General features: G+C 63.6%; 20 protein-coding genes, 1 pseudogene and 1 CRISPR repeat array. Of the genes and pseudogenes, 16 read left to right on the top strand and 5 right to left on the bottom strand.

The features are described from left to right. The gene (locus WBH99_RS03415) at nt 1-861 is read right to left on the bottom strand and encodes a YicC/YloC family endoribonuclease (protein ID WP_424218710.1); all 861 of its coding nucleotides are present in this window, start codon (nt 859-861) and stop codon (nt 1-3) included. A 109-nt stretch (nt 862-970) separates the two neighbouring features. Here WBH99_RS03415 and WBH99_RS03410 point away from each other — a divergent pair, with 109 nt between their 5' ends. The 6 genes from WBH99_RS03410 to hemW all read left to right on the top strand — a co-directional run bounded on the left by WBH99_RS03410 (nt 971) and on the right by hemW (nt 6,258). Continuing rightward, nucleotides 971-1,924 (top strand): serine/threonine protein kinase, encoded by a 954-nt coding sequence (locus tag WBH99_RS03410; RefSeq protein ID WP_424218709.1) that lies wholly within the window; start codon nt 971-973, stop codon nt 1,922-1,924. Beyond that, complete coding sequence (locus tag WBH99_RS03405) at nt 1,921-2,838, top strand: PP2C family protein-serine/threonine phosphatase (protein ID WP_424218708.1); 918 nt, start codon at nt 1,921-1,923, stop codon at nt 2,836-2,838. Before WBH99_RS03410 ends, WBH99_RS03405 begins: the two co-directional genes overlap by 4 nt. A 10-nt stretch (nt 2,839-2,848) precedes the next feature. Beyond that, entirely contained in the window at nt 2,849-3,565 is a 717-nt protein-coding gene (gene rph, locus WBH99_RS03400) for a ribonuclease PH (protein WP_424218707.1), read from the top strand. A gap of 5 nt (nt 3,566-3,570) precedes the next feature. Further along, nucleotides 3,571-4,158: an RdgB/HAM1 family non-canonical purine NTP pyrophosphatase gene (gene rdgB, locus WBH99_RS03395; RefSeq protein WP_424218706.1), complete on the top strand. Its 588-nt coding sequence runs from the start codon at nt 3,571-3,573 to the stop codon at nt 4,156-4,158. A gap of 177 nt (nt 4,159-4,335) precedes the next feature. Further along, on the top strand, nt 4,336-5,025 hold the full coding sequence (locus tag WBH99_RS03390) for a Fic family protein (RefSeq protein ID WP_424218705.1): 690 nt from the start codon (nt 4,336-4,338) through the stop codon (nt 5,023-5,025). A gap of 39 nt (nt 5,026-5,064) precedes the next feature. Then, nucleotides 5,065-6,258 (top strand): radical SAM family heme chaperone HemW, encoded by a 1,194-nt coding sequence (gene hemW / locus WBH99_RS03385; RefSeq protein WP_424218704.1) that lies wholly within the window; start codon nt 5,065-5,067, stop codon nt 6,256-6,258. On the opposite strand, the gene WBH99_RS03380 is transcribed toward hemW, so the two are convergent. The 3 genes from WBH99_RS03380 to WBH99_RS03370 all read right to left on the bottom strand — a co-directional run bounded on the left by WBH99_RS03380 (nt 6,230) and on the right by WBH99_RS03370 (nt 12,304). After that, a complete protein-coding gene (locus WBH99_RS03380; RefSeq protein WP_424218703.1) occupies nt 6,230-9,481 on the bottom strand; it encodes a diguanylate cyclase in 3,252 nt (1,083 codons plus the stop codon). The genes hemW and WBH99_RS03380 overlap by 29 nt on opposite strands. Nucleotides 9,482-9,493: 12 nt before the next feature. Continuing rightward, entirely contained in the window at nt 9,494-11,383 is a 1,890-nt protein-coding gene (locus tag WBH99_RS03375; protein WP_424218702.1) for a potassium transporter Kup, read from the bottom strand. 72 nt (nt 11,384-11,455) lie between these two features. Beyond that, nucleotides 11,456-12,304 (bottom strand): HDOD domain-containing protein, encoded by an 849-nt coding sequence (locus tag WBH99_RS03370; protein ID WP_424218701.1) that lies wholly within the window; start codon nt 12,302-12,304, stop codon nt 11,456-11,458. A gap of 404 nt (nt 12,305-12,708) precedes the next feature. On the opposite strand from WBH99_RS03370, the gene csm6 reads away from it, so the two are divergent. The 4 genes from csm6 to WBH99_RS03350 all read left to right on the top strand — a co-directional run bounded on the left by csm6 (nt 12,709) and on the right by WBH99_RS03350 (nt 18,924). Further along, on the top strand, nt 12,709-13,857 hold the full coding sequence (gene csm6 / locus WBH99_RS03365) for a CRISPR-associated ring nuclease Csm6 (RefSeq protein WP_424218700.1): 1,149 nt from the start codon (nt 12,709-12,711) through the stop codon (nt 13,855-13,857). A 158-nt stretch (nt 13,858-14,015) separates the two neighbouring features. Then, nucleotides 14,016-14,945, top strand: coding sequence for a hypothetical protein (locus tag WBH99_RS03360; RefSeq protein WP_424218699.1), 930 nt, complete (start codon nt 14,016-14,018; stop codon nt 14,943-14,945). Next, on the top strand, nt 14,942-17,881 hold the full coding sequence (cas10, locus tag WBH99_RS03355) for a type III-B CRISPR-associated protein Cas10/Cmr2 (protein WP_424218698.1): 2,940 nt from the start codon (nt 14,942-14,944) through the stop codon (nt 17,879-17,881). Before WBH99_RS03360 ends, cas10 begins: the two co-directional genes overlap by 4 nt. Then, entirely contained in the window at nt 17,878-18,924 is a 1,047-nt protein-coding gene (locus WBH99_RS03350; RefSeq protein WP_424218697.1) for a type III-B CRISPR module-associated Cmr3 family protein, read from the top strand. Before cas10 ends, WBH99_RS03350 begins: the two co-directional genes overlap by 4 nt. A gap of 29 nt (nt 18,925-18,953) precedes the next feature. Here WBH99_RS03350 and WBH99_RS03345 read toward each other — a convergent pair whose 3' ends face one another. Next, the gene (locus WBH99_RS03345) at nt 18,954-19,316 is read right to left on the bottom strand and encodes a hypothetical protein (protein ID WP_424218696.1); all 363 of its coding nucleotides are present in this window, start codon (nt 19,314-19,316) and stop codon (nt 18,954-18,956) included. Between WBH99_RS03345 and cmr4 the strand changes: the two genes are divergently transcribed. From cmr4 to cas6, 6 genes and pseudogenes are all read left to right on the top strand, one after another. Next, nucleotides 19,315-20,211 (top strand): type III-B CRISPR module RAMP protein Cmr4, encoded by an 897-nt coding sequence (gene cmr4, locus WBH99_RS03340; protein ID WP_424218695.1) that lies wholly within the window; start codon nt 19,315-19,317, stop codon nt 20,209-20,211. The two genes, WBH99_RS03345 and cmr4, sit on opposite strands and share 2 nt — an antisense overlap. Before the next feature lie 9 nt (nt 20,212-20,220). Beyond that, on the top strand, nt 20,221-20,616 hold the full coding sequence (cmr5, locus tag WBH99_RS03335) for a type III-B CRISPR module-associated protein Cmr5 (protein WP_424218694.1): 396 nt from the start codon (nt 20,221-20,223) through the stop codon (nt 20,614-20,616). Between the two features lie 2 nt (nt 20,617-20,618). Next, nucleotides 20,619-21,842, top strand: a complete 1,224-nt coding sequence (gene cmr6 / locus WBH99_RS03330) for a type III-B CRISPR module RAMP protein Cmr6 (RefSeq protein WP_424218693.1) — start codon at nt 20,619-20,621, stop codon at nt 21,840-21,842. 167 nt (nt 21,843-22,009) lie between these two features. Continuing rightward, nucleotides 22,010-22,333 (top strand): CRISPR-associated protein Csx16, encoded by a 324-nt coding sequence (csx16, locus tag WBH99_RS03325; protein ID WP_424218692.1) that lies wholly within the window; start codon nt 22,010-22,012, stop codon nt 22,331-22,333. Then, a complete protein-coding gene (csx2, locus tag WBH99_RS03320) occupies nt 22,330-23,523 on the top strand; it encodes a TIGR02221 family CRISPR-associated protein (protein ID WP_424218691.1) in 1,194 nt (397 codons plus the stop codon). The genes csx16 and csx2 overlap by 4 nt, the downstream gene beginning before the upstream one ends. Continuing rightward, nucleotides 23,520-24,308 (top strand): annotated as a pseudogene (gene cas6 / locus WBH99_RS03315) (CRISPR system precrRNA processing endoribonuclease RAMP protein Cas6); the annotation flags it as partial. The gene csx2 and the pseudogene cas6, both read left to right, overlap by 4 nt. A 149-nt stretch (nt 24,309-24,457) precedes the next feature. Further along, nucleotides 24,458-25,251: a CRISPR direct-repeat array (repeat unit 36 nt; unit sequence GTAACAACCCAGCCCTGATTTCAAAGGGATTAAGAC). Nucleotides 25,252-25,253 lie beyond the last annotated feature (2 nt).

Here is a 25,253-nt window from a genome sequence, read left to right as displayed (position 1 = left end):
TCACTCCAGGTTCTGCACCTGTTCGCGCATTTGTTCGATCAGCAGCTTGAGTTCCAGGGCGGCCTGGGTGACTTCGGTGACGGCGGCCTTGGAGCCGAGCGTATTGGCTTCCCGGTTCAATTCCTGCATCAGGAAATCGAGGCGCCGGCCGACCGCCCCCCCGGCCAGGAGGATGCGATCCAGTTCGTCCAGATGGGTCTTGAGGCGGGACAGTTCCTCGTCCACGTCGATGCGGGCGGCGAACAGGGCGACTTCCTGCAGCACCCGGCTATCGTCGGCGGCTCCCAGCGCATCTTCCAGACGCTGTTTCAGCTTGGCGGTAAAGGCAGCTTGAGCGGCGGGAATGAGGGGCTCGACCTGGGCTACCACGGCGCGCATCTGCTTGCCTCGGTCCTGGATCACAGCGGCGAGTTTTTCCCCTTCCCGGGCCCGCGAGGCGGCGAATTCCTCCAGCACCTCGTCGGCCAGGGCCTGGACCACGGGGCCGAGACCGGTGAAATCCACCCCTTCATCGCCGAACATGCCAGGCCAGCGCAGCACGTCGCTGACGGGCAGGGGCTGGGCCTCGGGCAGCACGGCACGGACCTGGGCTTCCAGCGCCTGAAGGGTAAAGAGCAACTCCTGATTGAGGCTCTGCCGCACTCCCTGGGTCAGGGAAAAGTCAAGCCGGCATTCCACCTTGCCCCGGCCGACCCGGGCGCTGATCTTTTCCCGCACCGCCAGTTCATGGGGGCGCAACTCGTCAGCGACACGAAAATGGAGGTCGAGAAAACGGGAGTTAACGCTTTTTAACTCCAGATGCAGGCTGCCACCCGGGAATTCGCGGGTTTTCACTGCATAGCCAGTCATGCTGTGGATCATGGGAGATTCCGGAAAGGGAAGAAGATTTTCATGCCGGGAGAATCGGCTGCTTTACAGCCCGCGCCTCAGGCCGGACAATGCCAAGGCTCAGATCATACCTTCCACGTCGATGGGCCAACAAGCCAACACTGCTCTGCCTTCGGGCTTCCAGCTCGAGGAATACACGATAGACCGCCAGTTATCCTTGGGCGGTTTTTCCATTGTGTACCTGGCCCGGGATGCCGAAGGCAAGGAAGTGGCGATCAAGGAATACCTGCCCAACAGCCTGGCCCTGCGCAGTAACGGCGACATCAGGCCGGTCATCACCCCGGAGCACCAGGGGGCCTTCCGCTATGGCATGAAGTGTTTCTTTGAAGAAGGCCGGGCCCTCGCCAAGCTGGTCCACCCCAATGTGATACGGGTGACCAACTTCTTCCGGGCCAACGACACCGTGTACATGGTCATGGAATACGAGCAGGGCCGCACCCTGCAGGAATTCATCCAGACGCACCTGGGCCATATTTCCGAACGTTTCATCCGCGGGGTATTCATCCGCATCCTGAACGGTCTCAGGGTGGTGCACACCAATAAACTGCTGCACCTGGACCTGAAACCCTCCAACATCTACCTGCGCACCGACAACACCCCGGTGCTGATCGACTTCGGCGCGGCGCGCCAGACCCTGTCTTCGGACACCCCGATGCTCAAGCCCATGTACACTCCCGGCTTTGCCTCCCCGGAACATTACGGGGACCGCAAGAACCTCGGGCCCTGGAGCGACATCTACAGCATCGGCGCCTCCATGTATGCCTGCCTGGCCGGCGTCACCCCCCAACCCGCCGACGAACGGCTGCAGCGCGACCAGTTGATCCCCGCCATGGTGCGTTGGGAGGGCCAAGTATCGGATCAGTTGCTGGAAACCATTGACTGGTGCCTCAATTTGAATCATATGTACCGCCCCCAGAGCGCCTTTGCCCTGCAAAAGGCCCTGATGGAAAACGGAGACCCCCCGCCGGAAAAGCAGGTCAGCGAATCCTGGCTGGGCCAACTGGTGGATAAACTGAAAAACCACGCCAAACCATGAGATTCACCATTTATCAGGAAAGCCGCCAAGGCGGCCGCGAAAACAACGAAGACCGGCTGGCCCACTGCTATTCGCGGGACGCGCTCTTGATGGTGGTGGCCGACGGCATGGGCGGCCACTATTACGGGGAAGTGGCGGCCCAGATCGCCGTCCAGACCCTCACCGACGCCTTCCAGCGGGAAGCCTGCCCGAGTCTGGCCGACCCCTTCTTGTTCCTGCAAAAGAACATCGACAACGCCCACCACGCCATCCTCGACTATTCCCGGCAGAACCGGCTGGAAGATTCGCCGCGCACCACCATCGTCGCCTGCGTGGTCCAGGACAACGTCGCCTACTGGGCCCACGCCGGGGACTCCCGCCTCTACCTGATCCGCAAGGGCCACATCATCAGCCAGACCCGGGATCACTCCCAGGTCCAGACCATGGTCGACGAGGGGCTGATCAGCCCGGCCCAGGCGGAAACCCACCCGGAACGCAACAAGGTCTATAGCTGCCTGGGCGGCAGCCACGCTCCCGAGCTGGAATTCTCGCGCAAGACCCCGCTCGAATCGGGTGATCTGATCGTGCTGTGCACCGACGGCATCTGGGGGGTCGCTCCCGGCAACACCTTGGTGGAAGCCCTGAAACACCCGAACCTGATGCAGGCCGTGCCCCAGTTCATGCAGCAGGCCGAGCGCAGGGGCGGCCCGCACGGCGACAATCTCTCCATGATCGTGGTGCGCTGGGAAGAGAACTACCAGGAAGAGACCCTGAGCGCCATCTCCACCCAGACCATGGGGCTTACCGAAGTCACCACCCAACTCGACGAATTCGGCCGCAACCCCAGTTACAAGTCCGACCTCTCGGACGACGAAATCGAGCGCGCCATCGAAGAGATCCGCGCCGCCATCGACAAATACAGCCTCAAGAAATAAAAGGAAAACCATGCGCCCCAGCCAGCGTGCCGCCGACGAGCTTCGCCCCGTCCGGATCATTCGCCAGTACACCTGTCATGCCGAAGGCTCGGTCTTGATCGAGATGGGCAACACCCGCGTCCTTTGCACCGCCAGTGTCGAAGAAAACGTCCCCCCCTTTTTGCGCGGCAAAGGCCAGGGCTGGGTCACCGCCGAATACGGCATGTTGCCCCGCGCCACCCACAGCCGCAGCCCGCGGGAAGCCGCCAAGGGCAAGCAGAGCGGCCGCACCCAGGAAATCCAGCGCCTGATCGGCCGCAGCCTGCGCGCCGTGACCGACCTGGCCGCCCTGGGCGAACGGCAGATCACCCTCGATTGCGACGTGCTCCAGGCCGACGGCGGCACCCGCTGCGCCGCCATCACCGGAGCCTGGGTCGCCCTGCATGATGCCTGCGAAAAGCTGCTCGTTGCCGGCAAGATCGCCGCCAATCCCCTCGAGGATCATGTCGCCGCCGTTTCCGTCGGCCTCTTTGCGGGCACTCCCGTGCTCGACCTCGACTACCCGGAAGACTCCGGCTGCGATACCGACATGAACGTGGTCATGACCGGCCGGGGCGGCATCGTCGAAATCCAGGGCACCGCCGAAGGCGAGCCCTTCAGCCGCGCACAGCTGAACGTGCTCATCGACCTGGCCGAAGCCGGCATCCGCCAGCTGGTGGCCACCCAGGAAAGCGCCCTGGCAGGATGAGCCCCATGAAGAAGCTGGTCCTTGCCTCCAACAACGCCAAGAAACTGCAGGAACTCACCGCCCTCCTCGCCCCCTTGGGCATCGAAGTCATTCCCCAGGGCGAACTCGGCGTGCCCGAGGCAGACGAACCGCACCCCACCTTCATCGAAAACGCGCTCGCCAAGGCCCGGCACGCCTCGGCCTGCACCGGCCTGCCCGCCCTGGCCGACGATTCCGGCCTCTGCGTCGCCGCCCTGGGCGGCGCCCCGGGCGTGCACTCGGCCCGCTACGCCGGAGAACCCAAAAGCGACGCCCGCAACAACGCAAAACTCTTGGCCACCCTGGCCGGCCAGGCGGACCGGCGCGCCCGCTTCGTCTGCCTCCTCGTGCTCATGCGCCACGCCGAAGACCCCCAGCCCATCCTTGCCGAAGGCGAGTGGCACGGCGAAATCCTGCCCGCCCTGCGCGGTGAAGGCGGCTTCGGCTACGACCCGCTGTTCCTCGACCCGGCGAGCGGCCAGACCGCCGCCGAACTACCCGCCGAGCTGAAGAACCAGCGCTCGCACCGGGGCCAGGCCATGCAGAAACTGCTGGAACGGCTGCGGAACGAATAGCCGCCATTCGAGCTTTTGGACAGCAACACACAAGCCAAACCCGTGACAATGCGCACTGACTTCACGTATCGGCGTCAGGTTTTTAACATGAGGCTCATGTCGTGTTAAAAAAAATCCGCTTATGCAACATGACGATCTCTTCAGGTTAGCCCGCCGCCCGAACTCCAGCGCCTCACCATGAGCCCACAAGCACACTATCAAATTCCAGACCTGCCTCCGGCCGGCGTCGATTTCCAGACACCGGAACTGCTGCGGGCGCTGGTCGCGGCACACCGGTACCTGGCGGAACTGAAAGGCTGCGCAGCCAGCATCCCGAACCAGGCGATCCTGATCAACACCCTGGCGCTGCAGGAAGCCAAGGCGAGCTCGGAAGTCGAAAGCTATGTGACGACGCAGGACGAGCTGTTCCAGGCCGACCTGCACATCGCCGAATGGATATCGCCATCGGCCAAGGAGGTTGCGCGCTACCGCGAGGCGCTGATGCACGGCTACGAGCGCATGCGCCAGCAACAGGGCATCCTTGGCAACGGCACGCTGATTTCGATGTTCCAGTTGCTCAAGAACAGTAGCGAGGGTTTCCGCTCCAGCGGCGGCACGGTGTTGAAAAACGAGCGCACCGGGGCAACCGTGTTCGTCCCGCCGCAGGATGGCGGCAGCGTTCAGGCTCACATGCAGGCGCTGGAGCGCTTCATCAACGACGATGCAGGCGACGACATCGACCCCATCATCAGGATGGCGCTGATTCATCACCAGTTCGAGAGCATCCACCCGTTCAGCGACGGCAACGGCCGCATCGGGCGGATCCTCTGCGTGCTGCATCTGGTCCAGGCCGGACTGCTCGACTCGCCGGTGCGAGAGTCGGAGTAAACACCGTGCCTACCCCCCTCCCTTCCCTGTTCTGATCCCATGTCCCGCATCATTCCCATCCTCCCGGCCGGCAAGGGGGCGGGGGCGAGGCTTGAATTCACGCTCTCCCCGCCGCTTTCCCTCTATATCCACCTGCCCTGGTGCGTGCAGAAGTGCCCCTATTGCGACTTCAATTCCCACGAGGCCAGGGGTGAGATTCCGGAATCGGCCTACCTGGACGCCCTGGTGGCGGACCTGGAGAGCGCCCTGCCGCTGATCTGGGGCCGGCCGGTGCTGAGTCTTTTCTTCGGCGGCGGCACCCCCAGCCTGTTCTCCGCCGAAGGAATCGACCGGCTGCTGATGGCGGTGCGAGCCCGGGTGCCATTGCCGCCGGGGGCGGAAATCACCCTGGAGGCCAACCCCGGCACGGTGGAGGCGGAAAAGTTCGCGGGCTTTCGCGCCGCCGGCATCAACCGCGTATCGCTCGGCATCCAGAGCTTCAACCCGGCTCACCTCAAGGCCCTGGGCCGCATCCACGACCGGGACGAGGCGCTCCATGCCGCCGCCCTGGCGGCGCGCCATTTCGAGCGTTTCAACCTGGACCTGATGTATGGCCTGCCCGGCCAGAGCCTGGACGAGGCCCTGGCGGACCTGGACACCGCTCTCTCGCTGGGCCCCCGGCACCTGTCTTGCTACCAGCTCACCCTGGAGCCCAACACCCGCTTTGCCGCCTTTCCGCCAGAGTTGCCGGAGCCGGATCTGTGCGCCGACATCGAGGAGGCCTTCGAGGCCCGCCTGGCCGAGGCCGGTTTCGAGCATTACGAGACCTCGGCCTTCGCCCGGCCCGGCCAGCAGTGCCGGCACAACCTCAATTACTGGCATTTTGGCGACTACCTGGGCATCGGCGCCGGGGCGCACAGCAAGCTCACCCTGCCCGACCGGGTGCTGCGCCAGATGCGCTGGAAGCGGCCCGAAGCCTATCTGAAGGAGGTCGCGGCAGGCCGGCCGGTGCAGGAGGAGTTCGCGGTCGAGGCGGCGCAGCTACCCTTTGAATTCCTCTTGAATGCCCTGCGCTTGAATGGCGGCTTTCCCCCGGCCCTGTTCGAGGCCCGCACCGGCCAGCCCCTGATCACGATCCAGGCGCCGTTACAGGCCGCGGTCCGGGACGGGCTGCTGGACATGAAGCCGGACTGGATCGCCCCCACGGCGACGGGCCGGCGCTTTCTCAACCGGCTGCTGCAATACTTCCTGTAAGCCCGCCGGCAGCGCTCAGGCTGACCTCGACCCGGTTCCTGCCCAAGGCCTTGGCCCGGTACAGGGCCTCGTCCACCCGGGTCAGCAGGGCTTCGGAAACAGGGGTTTCCGGATCAAAGGAAGCGACGCCGATGCTCACCGTCACCCGCACCGGCTGTCCCAGGGCATCTTGCACCGGCATCTGGCTGACCGCCCGGCGGAGCCGCTCCGCCAGCTGGCGCGCGCCGTCCAGGGAAGCCCCGGGCAAAATCACGGCGAATTCCTCGCCCCCCAGGCGGCCCGGCACGTCCATGCGCCGCACGCCCTGACGCAGCACCTCGGCAAAGGCCACGAGCACCTGGTCCCCCACGCCGTGGCCATAGTTGTCGTTGACCTGCTTGAAGTGGTCCAGGTCCAGCATCATGATGGCCGCCTGGCCACCGAAACGGTTCAGGCGCGACCACTCCTGCTCCAGCCGCTCCATGAAGTAACGGCGGTTGGGCAGCCCGGTGAGGGGATCGGTGCTGGCCAGGTGGCGCAGCGCCTGTTCCTGGGCCCGGCGCTGGCTCTGGTCCTGGAACAGGACCACGGCCCCGGTTTGCTCACCGTCCTCGATCAGGGGCGCCACCGTCAGGGAAACCGGGAAGCCCACCCCGTCCTGGCGCCAGAACCACTCATTTTCGACCCGGCGCAGCTGCCCGTCCTGCAAAGTATGCGTCACGGGGCAGTCAGCGGGCCGGTAGGCCCCGCCGGTTTCGTCGTGGTGATGGAACAAGGTATGGGTGTCCTGGCCCAGCACCCCGGACTCCTGGATGCCCAGCATGTCCAGGGCTGCCTGGTTGATGAAAATGCAACGATCTTCCCGATCCACCCCGTAGATGCCCTCCCCGGCCCCCTCCAGTATGGCGGCATTGCGGGTCGCCAGCTGGCGTAGCGCCTGCTGGGTGCGCACGCTGTCACTGATGTCCCGCACCATGAGCAGATAGCCGGTGGGATAGGGCTCACCATCCGCCAAGGCACTCACCTGGGCATGAAAATGACGGACCTCTCCGGTGGAATCTCCCTCCCGCACGGGCAGCGAGAAGGAAACCGCCTGGGCCTCCAGGGTGCGGATGACCCCGGCAATGGCATCGTCCAGCGCGTGGGCCACGGCTTCGGGCAGATAGGCCCGGTAATCCCGCCCCAGTTGCTCCTGGAGATCGTCGAAACAGGCGAAAAAGCCCCGGGGCTGATGCACCTCGCGCAGGAAGCCGGAGGCATCCATGGCCAGCAGCAGTTCGTTCATGGAGGCAATCAAGGTGCGCTGGCGGGCTTCCGAAGCCTGCAAGGCCAGTTCGGCCTGCTTGCGGACGGAAATGTCGGTGAAGGTACCCAGGAGCCGCACGGGCTCGCCCTGGTGCCAGGTCACGGCCTTGCCCCGGCTTTCGACCCAGATCCATCTATCGTCGGCGCGACGGATGCGGAACTCCACGACAAAGCCCTCGGCCCGGCTCAGATGGGTCTGGATCTGGTCCGTGACCCGCTCGCTGTCCCGGGGATGCACCATCTGCTTGAACACATCCGGGTTCACGGGGAAGGCATCGGGGGCATAGCCCAGCATCTCGTAAGCCCGGGCATCCCAGCTGGCCGTGCCACTCGCGACGTCCCACTCCCACATGCCCAGGTCGGCACCGGCCAGGGCCAGTTCCAGCCGCTCTTCTTCTGCCCGCAGGCGGGTCTCCAGTTCCACCTGCCCGGTCTGGTCGATCAGGTAGCCGCGCACCTGGCGCAAGCGCCCTTCGGCATCTTGCTCGGCCACCGTGAAATCAAGGAACCAGCGCACTTCCCCATTCTGGCGCAAGAGCCGGTAGCGCTGCTCCCAACTGTGCTCCCGACGCTCGATGAGCCCCTCCCGTTTCTGGCTGAGGCGGTCACGGTCATCCGGGTGAATGAAATCTTCGAACTTCCGGCCTGCCGCCATCATCTCGGCCGGGCTATAGCCCAGCACCTGGCGGACATTCTCGGACACATAGCGCACCGGCCAGCCGCCTTCCGGCTGCCAGACCAGCGTCAGCACGGGCCCTCCGACAAACAGCCGCCGCTCGTCTTCCAGGGCCTGGGTGGCCGCCTGGATGCGCGCCTCCAGGCGGCGGCGGGTGATGCCCAGGCCCCAGAACAGGAGCAGCGTCACCACCGCAAAAGAGAGCACCGCCCCGAGCACGATGCGGTTTTCGAGCTGCGCCTGTTCCGCCAGCATCTGGGTGCGATCGAGCCAGATCACCACGGCGCCCACATGGGGTCGCCCAGGGTCTACCTTGTGCAGGTAGTCATAGAGGGGATAGCGGACCAACTGGTAATCCCGTCCCTGCCATGTGAGCAAGGAGGAATCCAGGCGGCTTGCCAGGGGACGGAGAATATCCCCCTGACGCATCCATTCCTGAATCTCCGGGCGGGAAGCCGCCTCCAGGTAACACTTGCAACTCCCCTGGCCGGGAATGCCGTTCAGCTTGAGATAGTCCTGCCAGACGTTCTGGTCCACATGCTCCTGCTTCAACAAGATGGCAAAGCCCGCCCCCAGCATGCCATCCAGGCGCGCCAACTGGGTATCGAAGGAGGTGCCCGCCTCCAGGGCGCCGATCACCGGCCGGCCGGGAGCCTGCTCATCCCGCACCGCCACCACGCCCCGCACCCCGGAATAAATACGTCCGGTTTCAAAGCCGGTGCGCGGCTGTCCATCCTTATTGACCGCAGCAATGATGTGGCGCACATCATCCATCCGGTCCCCGAATTTTTCAGGGGTGTGCACCCGCAAAAAGGAGAGGGAACCGGGGCCCAGGTGAAAATGCAGCTGACGCAGGGCAAACTGCGCCTGCATCGACCGCCACTGGGGCGCCACGTGGTCCATCAGCGCCTGCCGGGCCCGCCGGGCCCGCTCACCGCCTGGGCCGCCGCCTTCCGCCTGCACCGCCGCCTTGCCGTCCCGGAACAGCCGCTGCACCTCGGGATCCGCCGCCACCATGGCCGCCAGGATCAGCATGTTCTGCTCGATATCGCTCTGGGCCACGGCAAAGGCCGACTGCAGGCGCAGGGCCTCGCTTTGCAAACGACTGTGCAATTGCTGCCGACTCAGATACAGGCCCAGGCAGGCCACACTGGCAAACACGAAGGCCAGAATCAAGACCGAAATCAGCCGCACCTGCCGCGGCACGCGGCTCCCCGGCTCCCGGCCGGGGGCTGGATCCGTCTGGCCATATCCTCGAAACATCCCGCACTCCTGCTACAGCACCACCTGGGTGCCCAGTTCCACGACACGATTGGAAGGAATCCTGAAAAAAGAGGTGACGCTGCCGGCGTTGCGGAACATGGCAATGAACAGCTTTTCCCGCCACACGCCCATTCCCGAGCCAAAGCGGGGAATCAGGGTTTCCCGACCGATGAAATAGGAAGTTTCGAGCGGCTCCAGCACCAGTCCTGCGTTGGCACACAAGGACAGCGCCAGAGGCAGATTGGCCTCGTCCTTGAAACCGTAGTGCACGATCACCTGCCAGAAATTTTCATTCAGCGCCCGCACCTCGACCCGGTCGATGTCCGGCACATAGGGCACATCAAAGAACTGCACCGACACCACCACCACCCGCTCATGCAGGATCTTGTTGTGCATCAGGTTATGCAGCAGGGCGTGCGGCACACTGACCGGGTCCGCATTGAGAAAGATCGCCGTGCCAGGTACCCGGGTTGGCATGTCTGCCGCCAGGGATTCGATGAAGGGCAGCAACTCCATGCGCTCACCGGCGAGCCGCCGGTGCAGCAAGGTGCGGCCCTGCTTCCAGGTGGTCATGAGCACGAAGATGGTCACCCCGGCCACCAGCGGGAACCAGCCGCCATCGGGAATCTTGAGGATGTTGGCCGCCAGGAAAGTCAGTTCCACCGCCAGGAAACAGGAAAACAGCAGGACGGCCCTGAGCCAGCCCCAGCCCCAGACCCGGGCCGCCACCACCGTCGCCAGGAGGGAGGTGATCACCATGTCCCCGGTGACGGCAATACCATAGGCCGCCGCCAGATTGTTGGAAGAGCGGAAACCCAGCACCAGCACCATCACGGCCAGCATCAAGCCCCAGTTGATGGCAGGCAGATAAATCTGCCCCTGCTCCCGCTCCGAGGTGTGCATCACCTCCATGCGCGGCAAAAAGCCGAGCTGCATGGCTTGGCGCGTGACGGAAAAAGCACCGGAAATCACCGCCTGACTGGCAATGACGGTGGACAAGGTCGCCAGGGCCAGGAGCGGATACAAGGCCCACAAGGGCGCCATCAGGTAAAAGGGATTGCTGGCGGCGTCCGGGTGACTCAGGAGCAGGGCGCCCTGACCAAAGTAATTGATCAACAGGGCCGGCAGGACGAAGGCGAACCAGGCGCGCTGAATCGGCTTGCGACCAAAATGCCCCATGTCCGCATACAAGGCTTCGGCCCCGGTCACGGCCAGCACCACATTGCCCATCGCCACCAGGGCCATGGCCCGGTTCTGCACCATGAATTCGAGGGCATGGGCGGGATGAATCGCCAGGAGCACATGCGGGTTTTCCAGGATCTGGTCCAGCCCCATCAGGGCCAGCACCGAGAACCAGACCAGCATCACCGGCCCGAAGGCCTGTCCCACCAGGGCCGTGCCGTGATGCTGGACATAGAACAGGATGAGCAGCACCAGAAGCGCCAGCGGCAACACGAAATAATGTAGCGAGGGTGCCGCCACTGCCAGACCTTCCACTGCGGAAAGCACGGAAATGGCCGGCGTCACCATGCCATCCCCATAAAACATGGCCGCCCCCAGCACCCCCAGCACCAGAATGGCCTTGTGGGACCGCTGCTCGGGCCGGGTGTCATGCAGCGCCAGGGCAATCATCGCCATGATGCCGCCCTCACCCCGGTTATCGGCCCGCATGATGAAGATCACATACTTGATCGAGACGATGATCAGCAGTGCCCAGAAGAACAGCGAGAGACTGCCCAGCACATTGAACTCGTTCAGGGCAATGGGATGGTTGCCCGCAAAAACCTCTTTCATCGCATACAGTGGGCTGGTGCCGATATCCCCATACACCACCCCCAGCGCCCCCAGGCACAACACCGCCCATTGCTTGTCGCGCTGGCCGGATGAATTGACGTTATCCATGAACACCCCCTGAAATTGCTTACCCAAAAGGCCGGCACGCAGCCAGCCCTGCCGCATTCGTTCCGCCCCGGCTCAATTCACGAGGGCCTTCTTGAGGGAAATCACCTCTTCTTCGGACTCGTCAATGATGGACTGCAGGGTTTCCGCATCAAAAATATCCGCCAGCATCGAGGTATCGACCGCCCCATCCAGGTCCTTGTCACGCCAGCTGGCCACCGTATTGGCGATCTTGTTGGCGACATAAAGCACATCGGAAAGGCTCTTCAGCGTCTTGATTTCGCGGTCCTGCTCATGCTCCTGCACGGCCTGCAACACCGATTCCGGCTGTCCCAGGGCCGACAGCAGGGCGTGCCCGATGCTGTCGTGCCACCCTACCAGAAGGGCATGCAACTCTTCCTTGTCGGCCACCAGCTCGGGGAAATGCGCGGCCCGGGACATCAGGTAAAAAACGCCAATATCGTGCACCAGGCCGGCAAACATGGCCTCGTCGCCATTGATCCTGGCGACTTTGCGGGCCAGCACCCGGCACAACACCGCCACATGGGCGGTATGCTCCCAGAGCCGTTGGGAAATCCCCTGAAAGACCTGCATCTGCCTGGACTGAAGCAACTGCTCCATGGCCACGGCAAAGGAAACGGTACGCACCGACTCGATCCCCACCCGGACAATGGCCGTCTTCACGTCGGCCACGGCCCGGCCGGAAGGGTTCATGGCCACGGAATTGGCCATGCGGATGATCTTGGCGCTCATCAACGGCTCGGCCCCCACCAGCTTGGCCAGCTGCTCCACATTCAGATTGGGGTTTTTGAGGGCGCCGCGCACCTGGAAGGTGATGTCCAGGAAAGTGGGAAAGGTCACTTCATCCCCGGACAAGTCCCGGGCAATATCTTCGAGAATCTTGAAGGTTACTGGGCTGGTCATGACCACACTCGAAAAATTCCAAGCCGCCATTATCCCTGTTAGCTGACGAGCATCAACCTTTTCCTGCCAGGCCCCACTCCCCCCGTGGCTCCAGCCTGGCCGGCTTTATCCAGCCTTGGCTCCAGATGGATGAAAGTCTGACCGTCATTTCCGGCGATCCGGTTGTCCTGGCCCGCAGCGCCCCGAAACGGTAGCCGCGCCCCAGCCGGTTCATGACGCGGATCACGATTCCGAAAACGGATTCCCTCATTCTCCCGGGCTTGGGCCAGGCGCACGATCCACGGCAGGCCATCCGGCCCCAGATCCAGCCCCAGATCCCGACGCCGGAAGACGGGTGCCGGCACGCAGGCCGGATGGCTCTGGCAAGCTTGCCGGCCATCCGGCCACAGCCGGCACTGGCTAAGATGTGGTCTTACCGTTCATTTCCCCGCACCATGAACCCGCACCGCATCCTCCTGGCCGTCACCGGCCTCTCGCCCCAGATCGTCACCGAAACGCTCTATGCCCTGTGCGTCACGCAAACCCCGGCATGGATTCCCGACAGCATCCACCTGATCACCAGCCAGGAAGGCGGCGAACGCGCCCGGCTCGCCCTGCTCGATCCCGCACACGGCCAGTTCCCGGCCTTCTGCCGCGACTACCCTGAAGCCGCCGGCATTCATTTCCCGCCGGAAAACATCCACCCCATCTGCAACGCCAAAGGAGAACCGCTCAACGACATCCGCACCCCGGAAGACAACGCCCTTGCCGCCGACGCCATCCACGCCCTCTTGCGCCAGCTCACCGCCGATCCCGACAAGGAACTGCACGTCTCGATCGCCGGCGGGCGCAAGACCATGGGCTTTTACCTGGGCTACTGCCTGTCGCTCACCGCCCGGCCGCAGGATCGGCTCTCGCATGTGCTGGTCTCCGAACCCTTCGAAGCCCTGCCCGACTTCTACTTTCCACCGGCCACGCCGCGCCTGCTCTACACCCGCGACGGCCGCCCCATCCACACCCGCGAAGCCCGCGTCATGCTGGCGGAAATCCCGTTTGTACGCCTGCGCCCGCTGCTGCCGCCGGACTTGCTCGCCAATGACCGGACCTTCTCCGCCGTCATCGCCGCCGCCCAGGCGCACCTGCAGCCGCCCCACCTGCGCATCAACCCCCGTTGCCGCGAGCTAAGCTGCGCCGGCGCGACGGTACGGCTGCCGCCGCAACTTTTCGCCTGGTACCTGTGGTTTGCCAGCCGCTGCCATGCGGGCCAACCCCCCATCCGTTGCAGCGATGCCGATCACGCCGAATTTCTCGAAGTCTATGCCGGGATAACGGGGGAGGCAGCGGCCAGCTTTGAAAAGACCTCGGCAATCCTCGGCCGGGAAGGATTCAGCAAAGAGTTCTTCGAGCAAAAATGCGCCAAGGTCAACCACCGCCTCAAGGCAGCCCTCGGCCCGATCGCCGCCACCCCCTACCTGATCACCGCGCAAGGCCGCAAACCCCTGACCCGCTACGGTCTGACGCTGGCGCCGGAGCAGATCCAATGGGATGCAGACAGCAAGCTTGCCAAAGCATGACTTGCGGCAAAGCTGCGCTATGCTATCCGGCATGCCTGATGTCACCGAGAACCACGCCCATGATCAATAGAAACGAATTGCGGATCGAACTACTCTCTCCCACCTTTCTTGGCAACGCCGAGAAGAAAGGCATCTGGCGCACGCCGCCACTCAAGGCCTTGCTGCGCGAATGGTGGCGCATCGCCGCTGCCCCCGCCGCCGGCTACCGGCATCAGACCCTGCGTGACCAGGAAGGCATGTTGTTCGGTCAGGCCTGGCTGGAGTCCGGAGCCAGTCGCAGCAAGGTGCGGCTGGCACTGGCCCACTGGAAGGAAGGCAAGAGCCAGTGGGGGCACCAGGATCAGACCGTCAAGCACGGCGAGGTCAAATCCCCGGTTGGTAGCCAGCTTTATCTCGGCTATGGCCCGCTCATTTACAAAAGGGACACAGGCCTCGGACTGCAAAACAACAGCGTCCTTGAAGCCGGCGGCAGCAATGTCCTGAAACTCGCCTGGCCGGCTGAGGAAACGATCATTCCCCAGGTCCTGCAACTCATCCACTGGTTCGGTACCGTCGGCGGGCGCAGTCGCAATGGTTGGGGCTCGCTGGCGTTTGCTGGACAGGACACGCTGCATGCCGAGCAGTCTGCGCTGAAAGCCGTGCTCCGCCCGCTCATTGACTGCCTGCAGCTGGATTGGCCGCATGCCATCGGACAGGACAAACAAGGTGCGCTGATCTGGGAAAGTAAAAAACCCTTTGCCGATTGGGTGGCGGCGATGCGTTTTCTCGCGCAGACCAAAATCGAGTACCGCACCATGTTCAGCTTCAGCACCGGCGCGGGCAGTAACCGCATCGAAGATCGTCACATCATCGCTTACCCGGTCACCCACCACGATGTCCGCGCCTGGGGCGGCCAAGCACGGCTGGCCAACCAACTCCGGTTCAAACTTTTCCGCGACAGCCAGCAACGACTCCGGGCCCGCATCTACCACACGCCGCACGTTTGCCCGTTACCGGACGTGCGGCTGGATCAACTCGCCGTCTGGCAGAAAATTCATGGACGGCTCGATCAAAATCCCGAACTGCAACGCCTGGGAGGCGCGCAATGAGCGAACATCACGGACACTGGCTGAGCAAACTGGCTGCCTGGACCCACGATCCGGCGGAAAAAGCCCTGGTGCTGTTACGCGACAGCGCCGGCCATGAGGGTGGCACGGTGCGCGAATTGCGTCAGACCTTCTTCCCGCAGGGCGTCGTACCCGAGGCCGTGCAACGGGCCGTCCAACAGGCCGATCACTGGGCATCGGCCGCTGACCGGCCCCAGTTTGGTGGTGGCGGGCGCGAGAGCTGGGCGCAGGTGCGCTTCGATCAGCACCCCGTCCTGATTCACCCGCTCTCCGGCGAGGAATACCACCTCGATCAGCTCGGCGATATCAGCCCGGCACACATCAAGGCGATCTCTGGCGAACATTTCCGCAGACTGATCGTGACCAGCGGCAACGGCGACATCGACGCCCGCCGCACGGCACTGGCGTTCTGGCGCTTCGGACCGGAACTCGAAGGCAGCGATCTCGCCGCACTGTGGCAGTGGCTGCCCGCCGACACGCGCATTCCAGATCACAGCATCTGGTCGCACCTCGATCTCACCAGCGCCTTCGCCACCGCCTTTGCTGGCGATGCACAAGGGGAAGCCGCCCTGCTGGCCATGAGTTTCGGCCCGGTGCAGGACTTCATTGCCACCGCCCGCACCACCTCCGATCTGTGGGCCGGCTCGCATCTCTTGTCACGCATCGCCTGGGAAGGCTTGCGCGTCATCTGCACACAGCTCGGCCCGGACACGCTCATTTTCCCGCAACTGCGCGGCATGCCTCAGGTGGATCTGTGGCTGCGTGACGAGGTCAACCTGGCTGCCGATCTTTTTGCCGAGCAGGAATGGGTAAACCGTAAAACCGACGCCAACCCGCTCTTTCTGCCGGCGCTGCCCAACAAATTCGTTGCCATCGTCCCCGCCGGAGAAGCGACTGCGCTGGCCGGACAGGTCACTCGCGCGGTGCGCGACTGGGTGCGTGACACCGCGCAAACCATGCTCGATGAACTACTGGACAAGGCGCGACTCGCCAACACGCCGGATTTGCCCTGCCATGCGCAGCTCACCGCACAACTCGCCGGCTTCCCGGAAGTGCACTGGGCCGCCGTACCGTTTGCGCTGATTACTCAGGACAAGGACGGCAAGGCCCTGCCACAGCAGGACGCCCTCGCCGCCGCCAGCCGGCCTTTTCTCGGCAATGTCGCCTTACCTGGCTTTCTCGGTCGCCGGGCCTGGCAAATCCTCTCCAGAGAAATCAGCATCGACGGCGCCCGCTTCTTCATCCCCAACCCGGGCGTACTCTACCCGGCGATTTACGACCTGCTGGACCGGGTCGCCGCCGCCGCCAAAAGCGTGCGCCCCTTCCACCAGACCCGGCACGAGGGCTATCGCTGCGACCTGAGCGGCGAGGCCGAATGGCTGACCACCGACCGGGTGCAACTCACCTGGGGCAAGCAAGGCCGCAAGGCAGCGCCCACCCTGTGGAACCTAGCAGCCAAAGCCCTACCTGGCCTGCTTCGCCAGGGCGAACACCTGAGCGCACTGGCGATGTTGAAGCGTTTCTGGCCGCGTCAGTTCGTGCGCGAACTCCGCGACGTCATTGATGAAGACCTGAACCGCTACGTCGTCTCCACCCACACCATGGCGCTCGCCACCTCGCTGGAACGCTGGCTGGCCGCCGACGCGGGCAGCAGCCCCGAAGCCGCCCGCCTGCTCGCCGAAATCCGCCCTCATACCCAGCCGGTCGCGCTGCCTCGGCAACTGGCAGAAAGCCTCTACCTGCAATCTGAAACCACGCGCGAACTGGTGCGCCGCCTGCCCTCCTGGCTCGATGCCGACGATCTCGATGGCAATGACGACAGCGCCGACGACAACCGCGAGCAACGCCGCCAGCAGGTAGGCCGCCTGCTGAATCTCAAACCCGAAGCCTATTACGCCTTCATCCTGATGGACGGCGACAAGATGGGCGCCTGGCTCTCGGGCACCGAAGCCGGTTACGCCTTGCCGTTCGAAAAAACCTGGCACCCGAAGATCCGCGCCAAGGCCAAAGACAAATTCCCGGCACTCGACGACTATCTGAAGGCACCACGCCCGGTTTCACCCGCCCGGCACATGGCCATCTCCGGCGCGCTCAACGGTTTTTCACTGCACATCGCCCGCCATGTCGTGGAAGATTGCTGCAAGGGCAAGCTCATCTACGCCGGCGGGGACGACGTACTGGCGATGGTCTCAGTCGATGACCTGTTGCGCTGCCTGTTCCTGCTGCGCCTGGGCTATGCCGGCATCTGGCCGGAACAAGCCGGACTGGAAGATCTGCTGGCCACGGCCAATAACCCCAAAGGCGCAAAGTTCAAGCACGGCCACGCCCTCTATGGCAACCGGCTACTGCGCATGATGGGCGAAAAAGCCACCGCTTCGGCCGGCGCCGTCGTCGCCCATCACCAGACCCCGCTCGGACGGGTCTTGGGCGAACTCCGGGCGACCGAGAAAAAAGCTAAAAATGAAGGCGGGCGCGATGCCATTTCCATCAACCTGCTCAAACGCTCCGGCGGTGCTGTGCACCTCACCCTGCCTTGGCTGCAACCGGGCACCGCCTGGCCGCAAGCCCTGCACGGCGACCTCACTGACACCCCCGTCGCCCTGCTGATCAAGCTGCAAGCCCTCTTTGCCGGCAATACCTCGCGCCGCAGCGCCTACCTTACCCAGGGCTGGCTGACCGATTTACCCCTGGCCGCGCAGATCGGCATGGAAGCCCTGCAGGACTTGCTAGCCTGCAATCTGGCCTATCAGCTCAACCGCCAGGGGGGGAAAACCGCCGGGCCGCTCGGCCCCATCCTTGCCGCAACCGCCTGCCACATCGCCCGCCAGCGCCAGCAGGAACCGGCGCCGCTGGTGCGCGACCTGCTCGGCGTCGCCGAATTCCTCGCCCGCGAAGGCCGCACCGGAGAACTGTCATGAACGCCCTGCTACTCGAACCCCTGGATGTCCTCTATCTGCGCGGCAACAAGCTGTTTGGCGATGCCGGCAGCCACGGCGAAGCGCTGATGCCGCCGTGGCCCAGCCTCGCCGCCGGCGCCCTGCGCTCCCGCCTGATGGCCGCTGGGTCTTTACTGGAAAGTCTGGCCGATTTCCGCCTGACGCTTTTTGGCCTGGCCCGGCAGTCGGCCGCGCACACGGCGCTGGAACCCTTGTGGCCGCTGCCTGCCGACGTGGTGGTCAACAACGACCATCTCAGCGGCGCCACCTATCTGCGCCCGCAGCTGCTGCCCACCGGGCTGTGCAGCAGCTATCCCCTCGCACGGCTCCCCACCCTGTGTGCCGACACGCCTGCCAAACCAGTAGGCGGACTGTGGCTGAGCGGCACTGGCATCGGCGCCTGGCTGGCCGGGCAGCCGATACAAGAACAGCACCTGCTCCCCAGCAGCGCTCTCTGGAAACTCGACAGCCGCCTGGGCATTGCCCTCGATGCTGAAAAACGCAGCGCCGCCGACGGCATGATCTACACCAGTGAAGCCGTCGCCCTGAAGCCCGGCGTAGGCTTCGTCGCGGCCTACGAAGGACATGACAAGACCCTGCAGGATGGCGACCTCGTCCGTCTCGGTGGTGATGGCCGCGCCGCCCGCCTGTACAACCAGCAGCTGGCCCTGCCCGCCCCTGACTGGGCGCGCATCGAACGCGAAGGGTGCTACCGCCTCATCCTCACCACGCCCGGCATTTTTGCCGCAGGCTGGCAACCCGAAGGCGTCCCCGGCCAGCTACTTGCCGCCTGCGTCAGCCGCGCCGACACCATCTCCGGCTGGGATCTCGCCACCGGCAAGCCCAAGCCGGCGCAACGCACCGCTCCAACCGGCAGCGTCTATTGGTATCAACTGAGCGGCAAGCTTGCCGAGCTCGGAAAACTCCAGCAACTGGCCGACAATGGCCTCCCCATCGACGACCCGATGCGCCGCGCCGAAGGCTTCAACCATTGCCGCATCGCTCCTTGGGCGGAGGAGACATGAAAGGCATGCCAAGGAACAGGAAACGGACATCAGCCCAGCCATCCGGAAAAAACTTCGCCCGGAAAAGCAGATCCAGCGCTTTCTTTTTCTCCGCATCCGCACGGCCCGGATGCCGGCAGGAAACCATCGAACAGGGGATGACTTTGCGACTTGCCCATTCTGACCGCTTCTTTGCCAACCCAAGCCAGCAGTGGATATCCGCCAGCCACGCCGGCTTCGATCGCGCCACCCGGCAACGGGCCGGGCATGGCCTGAAAATACCGGATGCCCTGCACCTTGCCGCCGTCCCCAAAACCGGCAGCCAGAAATTCCGGACCGACGGACATCACCTCGAAACCGCCACTGCTCGCCGTATCCGCTTTACCGCCTTCAACTGATCCCGGAGCCACCATGTACCAAGCCCAAGCCGCCCTTTTCCTCTACGCCATCAGCCCCGTGCACATGGGCGCCGGCACTGCCTTTGGCCTGATCGACAGCCCGATCCAGCGCGAACGCCACACCGAGCACCCGCTCTTTGCCGGCTCCGGCCTCAAGGGCGCCGTCCGCCATCGCTTCGGCCAGCTCACTGAATGGAGAAACGACGCCCTGCTCAGTCGCCTGTTCGGGCCGGAAGGCCAGTCTGAAAAGCTCTACGCCGGCGCCATCAGCTTTGGCGATGCGCAACTGCTCGCCTTCCCGGTGCGCTGCGCCAGGCAGGGCTACGTCTACCTCACCAGCCCGCTGGCCCTGGCGCGTGCCGCCCGGCTGCTCGCCCTGCTGGGGAAAAAGGATTTCCCGCCCCTCCCCGCCGCCCCGGCCGAAGGGGAAGCCGGCGTTACTGCGGACGACCTGCTTTCCGGCGACAAACTGCATCTGGAAGCCTTTGAATACCGCGCCCGGCAAACCGCCCCGCTGCAAGCCGTCGCCCAATGGCTGGCCGCCAACGCTCTGCCGCAGGCGGACGCCCATGCGTTTTTCCGCAGCAAGCTTAGCCAGCATCTGGTGCTGCTGCCCGACGACGATTTCGGCTACTTCGTCAGGAACGCCACCGTCGTCGAACCGCATGTACGCATTGACGACGACACCGGCACCGCAGCCGATGGCGGCCTGTTCTACGTCGAAAACCTGCCGCCGGAAAGCCTGCTCATCGCTCCATTGATGGCCAGCCAGGAACGCAGCGGCCAGCACGACACGCCGGCCGAAACCGTGCTCAGCCAGGTCAGCGCCGGGCTCGATGGACAACTATTGCAGATCGGTGGCGACGCCAGCACCGGCCGTGGCCAGGTGCTCGTCACCATCCTCAAATAAGGAGGCACCATGAACACACTGAGCCTGCCAATGCAATCGGCGATGATGACGCTGGAACAACGACGCTCCGCCACCGCATGGCGCTTCGCCCAGGAAGGCGTCGCCCGGAGCGATCAATACAAGGACCTGGCCAAGGCGACCCCGGCCTTGATCATGAACAACGGCCTCTTGCAGACCCTGGCTTTTTTTGAGGACAAGGGCAAGCTGCACCACAAGGACCTGGCCTGCCACCTGCGCCGCTGGATAATGAGCAGCGCTGGCGGCAGCGACAAAGACATCGGCTTTCAGGAATTCATGAACCTCATGCTCAACAAAGCCGACAGCCAGCAATACCGCCAGGCCAGCGAAGAAGCCCTGTTGCTACTGCGCTGGATTCGTCAATTTGCCGCCGCCGTGGGAGCCTGAACATGCAAGCCGCCGTCCCCAACTACCTCCAGCCCCACCTGGGCGAGGCCGCCCCCGGCCACCGCTTTGGCCTGTATTACGCTGGCTGGAACGATAACCTGGCCCCCGACAAAGACGGAAAAATCAAGGCAAAGGAGATCCAAGCAAATGGCAAAAAGAAAAATGCCAGCGTCGAAAATCTGCAAAAAACCGTCTGCCCGCTCCCCGGCCACAGCCGGGAATTGCTCGAGAACCTGGTCGAGCGCCAGCAATACCTGGCCGCCAGCCAGACCAATCTATTCACCTGGTCAGCCCTTGCCTGCGCCCCCTTCGCCACTGGCCTTGGCAACGAACACCCACTGGAAAACGGCTTTGCCTTTCTTTCCCCCTACGGCCTGCCCTATCTGCCGGGTTCCAGCATCAAGGGCGTATTACGCTGCGCCGCCGAAGAACTGTCCAAAGGCGAGTGGGGTGACAACGCCGGCTGGAACGCAGCCGCCATCGCCAACCTGTTCGGCCCCGGCGAGAACGACCTCAGCCGCGACAGCGACCCCCGCCAGAGCGCCTTGCGCTGCTGGGACGTTTTCCCGCAACCCGCTGCCAGCCCCAAGGACGACCGCACCCTGCTCGGCATCGAGATCATGACCCCGCACCTGAGCGACTATTACCAAGGCAACACCACACCCAACACCAGCCTTTCCCCCAACCCCATCCCCTTCCTCGCCGTGCTGCCCGGCTCGCGCTTCTGCTTTCACGTCGAATGCCACCCTGGCCTCGTTTCGCCGGAACTGCGCGACACCTGGCAAGCCCTGCTCGCCGCCGCCTTCGCGCATGCCGCAGAATGGCTTGGTTTTGGCGCCAAGACGGCGGTAGGCTACGGGCGGATGACGCAAGATGAAAACAGCACCGCCGAACGACGCAAGCGGCAACAAGACAAGGAAAACCGCGAGAAGGAAGAACGTACCAGACAAGAAGAAGCCAGGCGGCTGGCAGAAATGTCTCCCTTCGAGCGCAGCCTCGCCGAAGTCATCCGGGCCAGACCCTGCGATCAACCGGAACTGAAAGCCCTGTTCAACGCCATGAAAAAAAATCACTGGCAAGGCGATGACGTGGCCAGGGTCGCAGCAAGACTCAAGACCATGATGCAAGCCAACGGCCAATGGCGGGAGAAATCGGAAAAAAAGAAACCCGAAAAAGACGAGCCCTACCAGATGACCTTGTTCATCAAGGCACATCTTGCCGATTGAAACAGAAGACATACCCGGCATCCCGACCCTGACCCGCCACCCCACCCACACCTGGACAACGGCATTCTTGCAAATCCACCCATCAAACTGCCACACTGCAACGATGGCCTGATGCAATCGACGGCAAGGACATCCACGCAAAACCAACCACAACCCACGAGCCTCTCATGACCACCTGGTTCATCTCCCGCCACCCCGGCGCCTGCGACTGGGCCGCCCAGCAGGGCCTGCACATCCACCGTCAGGTTGCGCACCTCGACCCGGCCGAGGTTGAGCCCGGCGACACCGTCATCGGCACCCTGCCCGTGCACCTGGCCGCTGCCGTCTGTCAGCGCGGTGCGCGTTACCTCAACCTCTCGCTCGACCTGCCTGCCCATGCCCGGGGGCGGGAGCTTTCCAGTGCAGAACTGCGGGCCTGCAACGCCCGGCTGGAAGCCTTCCATGTTTCCCCCCTCCCGATCACCACGACCCAGGCGCCTGACCAGACATGACGACCCTCATTACCTTCCTTGGCAAAGGACAGACCGGCGGCTACCGGGACACCACCTACCGTTTCGACCAGGGCCAAACCGTCAGCACCGCCTACTTCGGTCTGGCCCTGGCCGAACAAACCGGCTGCCGGCATGTGCGCATACTCGGCACGACGGGCAGCATGTGGGACGCCCTGGTCCTTGACCAATTCGACACCACCGGCCAGGAAAGCGCCTGGGAAGAACTGGTGCAAGCCGTCGCCCACAATGACGTCAGCCAAGCCCAGCTCGACGACCTGGCCCGGCAACTCAGCCAGAACGCCAAACGGCAATATGAACTCAAGCTCATCCCCTACGGCCTCGACGATGCGGAACAGATCGACATCCTGCGCGCCCTCACCGCAGGTCTGCCGGACGATCCCGTCATCCTGGATGTCACGCACGGCTTTCGCCACTTGCCCATGCTGGCGCTGCTCGCGCTTTTTTACCTGCGCGCCGCCCGCCAGCAACACCTCGAAGCCATCTACTACGGCGCCTACGAGCACAAAGACAGCAACAACATCACGCCGGTCGTCCGCCTGGACGGCATGCTCAATCTCTATGAATGGATACGCGCCCTCGAAAATTTCAACAAGGATGGCGACTACGGCAGCTTTGCCGACCTGCTCACGGCAGAAAACCTGCCCGGGCCGCTTTTCGCCGAAGCCGCCTTTCTCGAAAGAATCGCCAACGCCTCGCTGAGCAGCCAGAAACTGACGGCCGCCATCCAGAAACTCGACGAAACCCCGTCACTCAGCCCGGCCGGAGAGTTTTTTCGCCCGCTACTCAAAGACCGCACCGCCTGGCACAAAGCCGGCAGCCGCGCCGCCCGAGAACACCAGCTGGCGCTCGACTATCTCGCCCGCCGCGACTACCTGCGGGCCGTTCAATTCGGCTACGAAGCCCGCGTTTCCGCAGCCACTTCCGGCGACCCCAACGATTACGACAACCGCAAGAATGCCGACGAGCGACTGATGCAGGACAGTAAGGACAAGAACCTGGCCGTGGAATCCCCGGCCAACTTCCGCACCCTGAAAAATCTGCGCAACGCCCTGGCCCACGGCGTCATGGAGGCCGATCCACCTGGCAGCATGAGTCAATTCATCAAACGCATCAGCGCCCGCGAGACCGAACTCCAGCACTGGCTTCAAAAAGCCCTGAAGGAAAAATGAGCATGCTCCCCCTGGCCCGCTACCGTTTTCACTTTACCGCCAGCACCCCGGTGCGCTTTCCTGCATGGGCCGGCTCCGTCCTGCGCGGCGGCTTTGGCCACGCCCTGCGCCAGCTCGCCTGCATGACCCGGCAAAAAGACTGCCCCGGCTGTCCGCTGCTCCACACCTGTCCCTACCCCGCCCTATTCGCCCCGCCGCCGGTCGACCACCCGCTGCAGCGCCTCAGTCAGCCGCCGGCGCCCTACCTCATCGAACCCGCCGGCTGGGGCGCCCTTGAGCTCCCCCCCGGCGCAAACTGGCATCTCGACATGGTCCTGATCGGCCGTGCCCGGCACGAACTGCCGCTCATCCGGCTCGCCTGGCAACGCGCCGCCCAACGCGGCCTCGGCCCGGGCGAAGGCCGCTCGGAACTACATGAAATCGAAACCCGCACACCCGAAAGCCCCCAACTGCCAGAAAACACCCACGCCATCACCCTCCACTTCCACACCCCGCTGCGCCTGCAAGACAACGGCCGTGCCGTACCGCCGGACAAACTCGATGCCGAACGCCTGCTGATGCAGCTCATGCGCCGCCTTGCCCTGCTTGCCGAATTCCATGGCAACGGCAGCCCCGGCTGGGACTTCAAGGCCCTGAAGCAGGCCGCCGCCACGATCGCAAGTCAAAAGCAGCTCAAATGGCAGGACTGGACCCGCCGCTCCTCGCGCCAGCAGCAAACCATGCAACTAGGCGGCGCCATCGGCCGCTGGACCCTGCAAGGCGAGCTCACCCCCTTCCTGCCCGCCCTGCACCTCGGCCAGTGGCTGCACGTCGGCAAGGAAACCGTTTTTGGGCTAGGACGCTACACCCTGGAAGACATCTCGGCCAAAACCCCGAACCTCCCCGAACGCCCTTTCCAAGCCATTGATTCTTTGAGACAATCCACCCCACCGCAGTAACAACCCAGCCCTGATTTCAAAGGGATTAAGACATTTCCTTGAGAGCCATGAGTGCTTGATCCTCAGTAACAACCCAGCCCTGATTTCAAAGGGATTAAGACCCCACGGGCCCCACGGGCTTTTGGCGTTGGCGCGTAACAACCCAGCCCTGATTTCAAAGGGATTAAGACGCCTCATCAGGTAGGTTTTCCATGTCAGGTTGAGTAACAACCCAGCCCTGATTTCAAAGGGATTAAGACGTGCAAGCCGCCACAAGCGCGAATTGAGATAGGTAACAACCCAGCCCTGATTTCAAAGGGATTAAGACCGTGTCACGGTGTTGTTGTTTGACATGATAAGTGTAACAACCCAGCCCTGATTTCAAAGGGATTAAGACGAGTTGGCTGGCTTTTGCTCGTGCTTTTTGCATGGTAACAACCCAGCCCTGATTTCAAAGGGATTAAGACGCGGAAAAAACTCCGTTTGCATCGTTGCGCAGTTGTAACAACCCAGCCCTGATTTCAAAGGGATTAAGACGCAATACGGGAGCAATACGGGTAGTTTTTCAGTAACAACCCAGCCCTGATTTCAAAGGGATTAAGACCGAAGCAAAGCGGCTGGATATGATGCGCGGGCCTGTAACAACCCAGCCCTGATTTCAAAGGGATTAAGACGGCGCGCTGCAATGTGATTGCCGTGCAGGTGGAGTAACAACCCAGCCCTGATTTCAAAGGGATTAAGACCCCTGTCCGGAATGTATGCAAATTCATTCGAAGTAACAACCCAGCCCTGATTTCAAAGGGATTAAGACTT

Source organism: Azovibrio sp., from assembly GCF_049658005.1.
Classification (GTDB): domain Bacteria; phylum Pseudomonadota; class Gammaproteobacteria; order Burkholderiales; family Rhodocyclaceae; genus Azovibrio.
The sequence above is the reverse complement of the archived record's forward strand: the minus strand, read 5'-3'. Positions and strand labels throughout refer to the sequence as shown.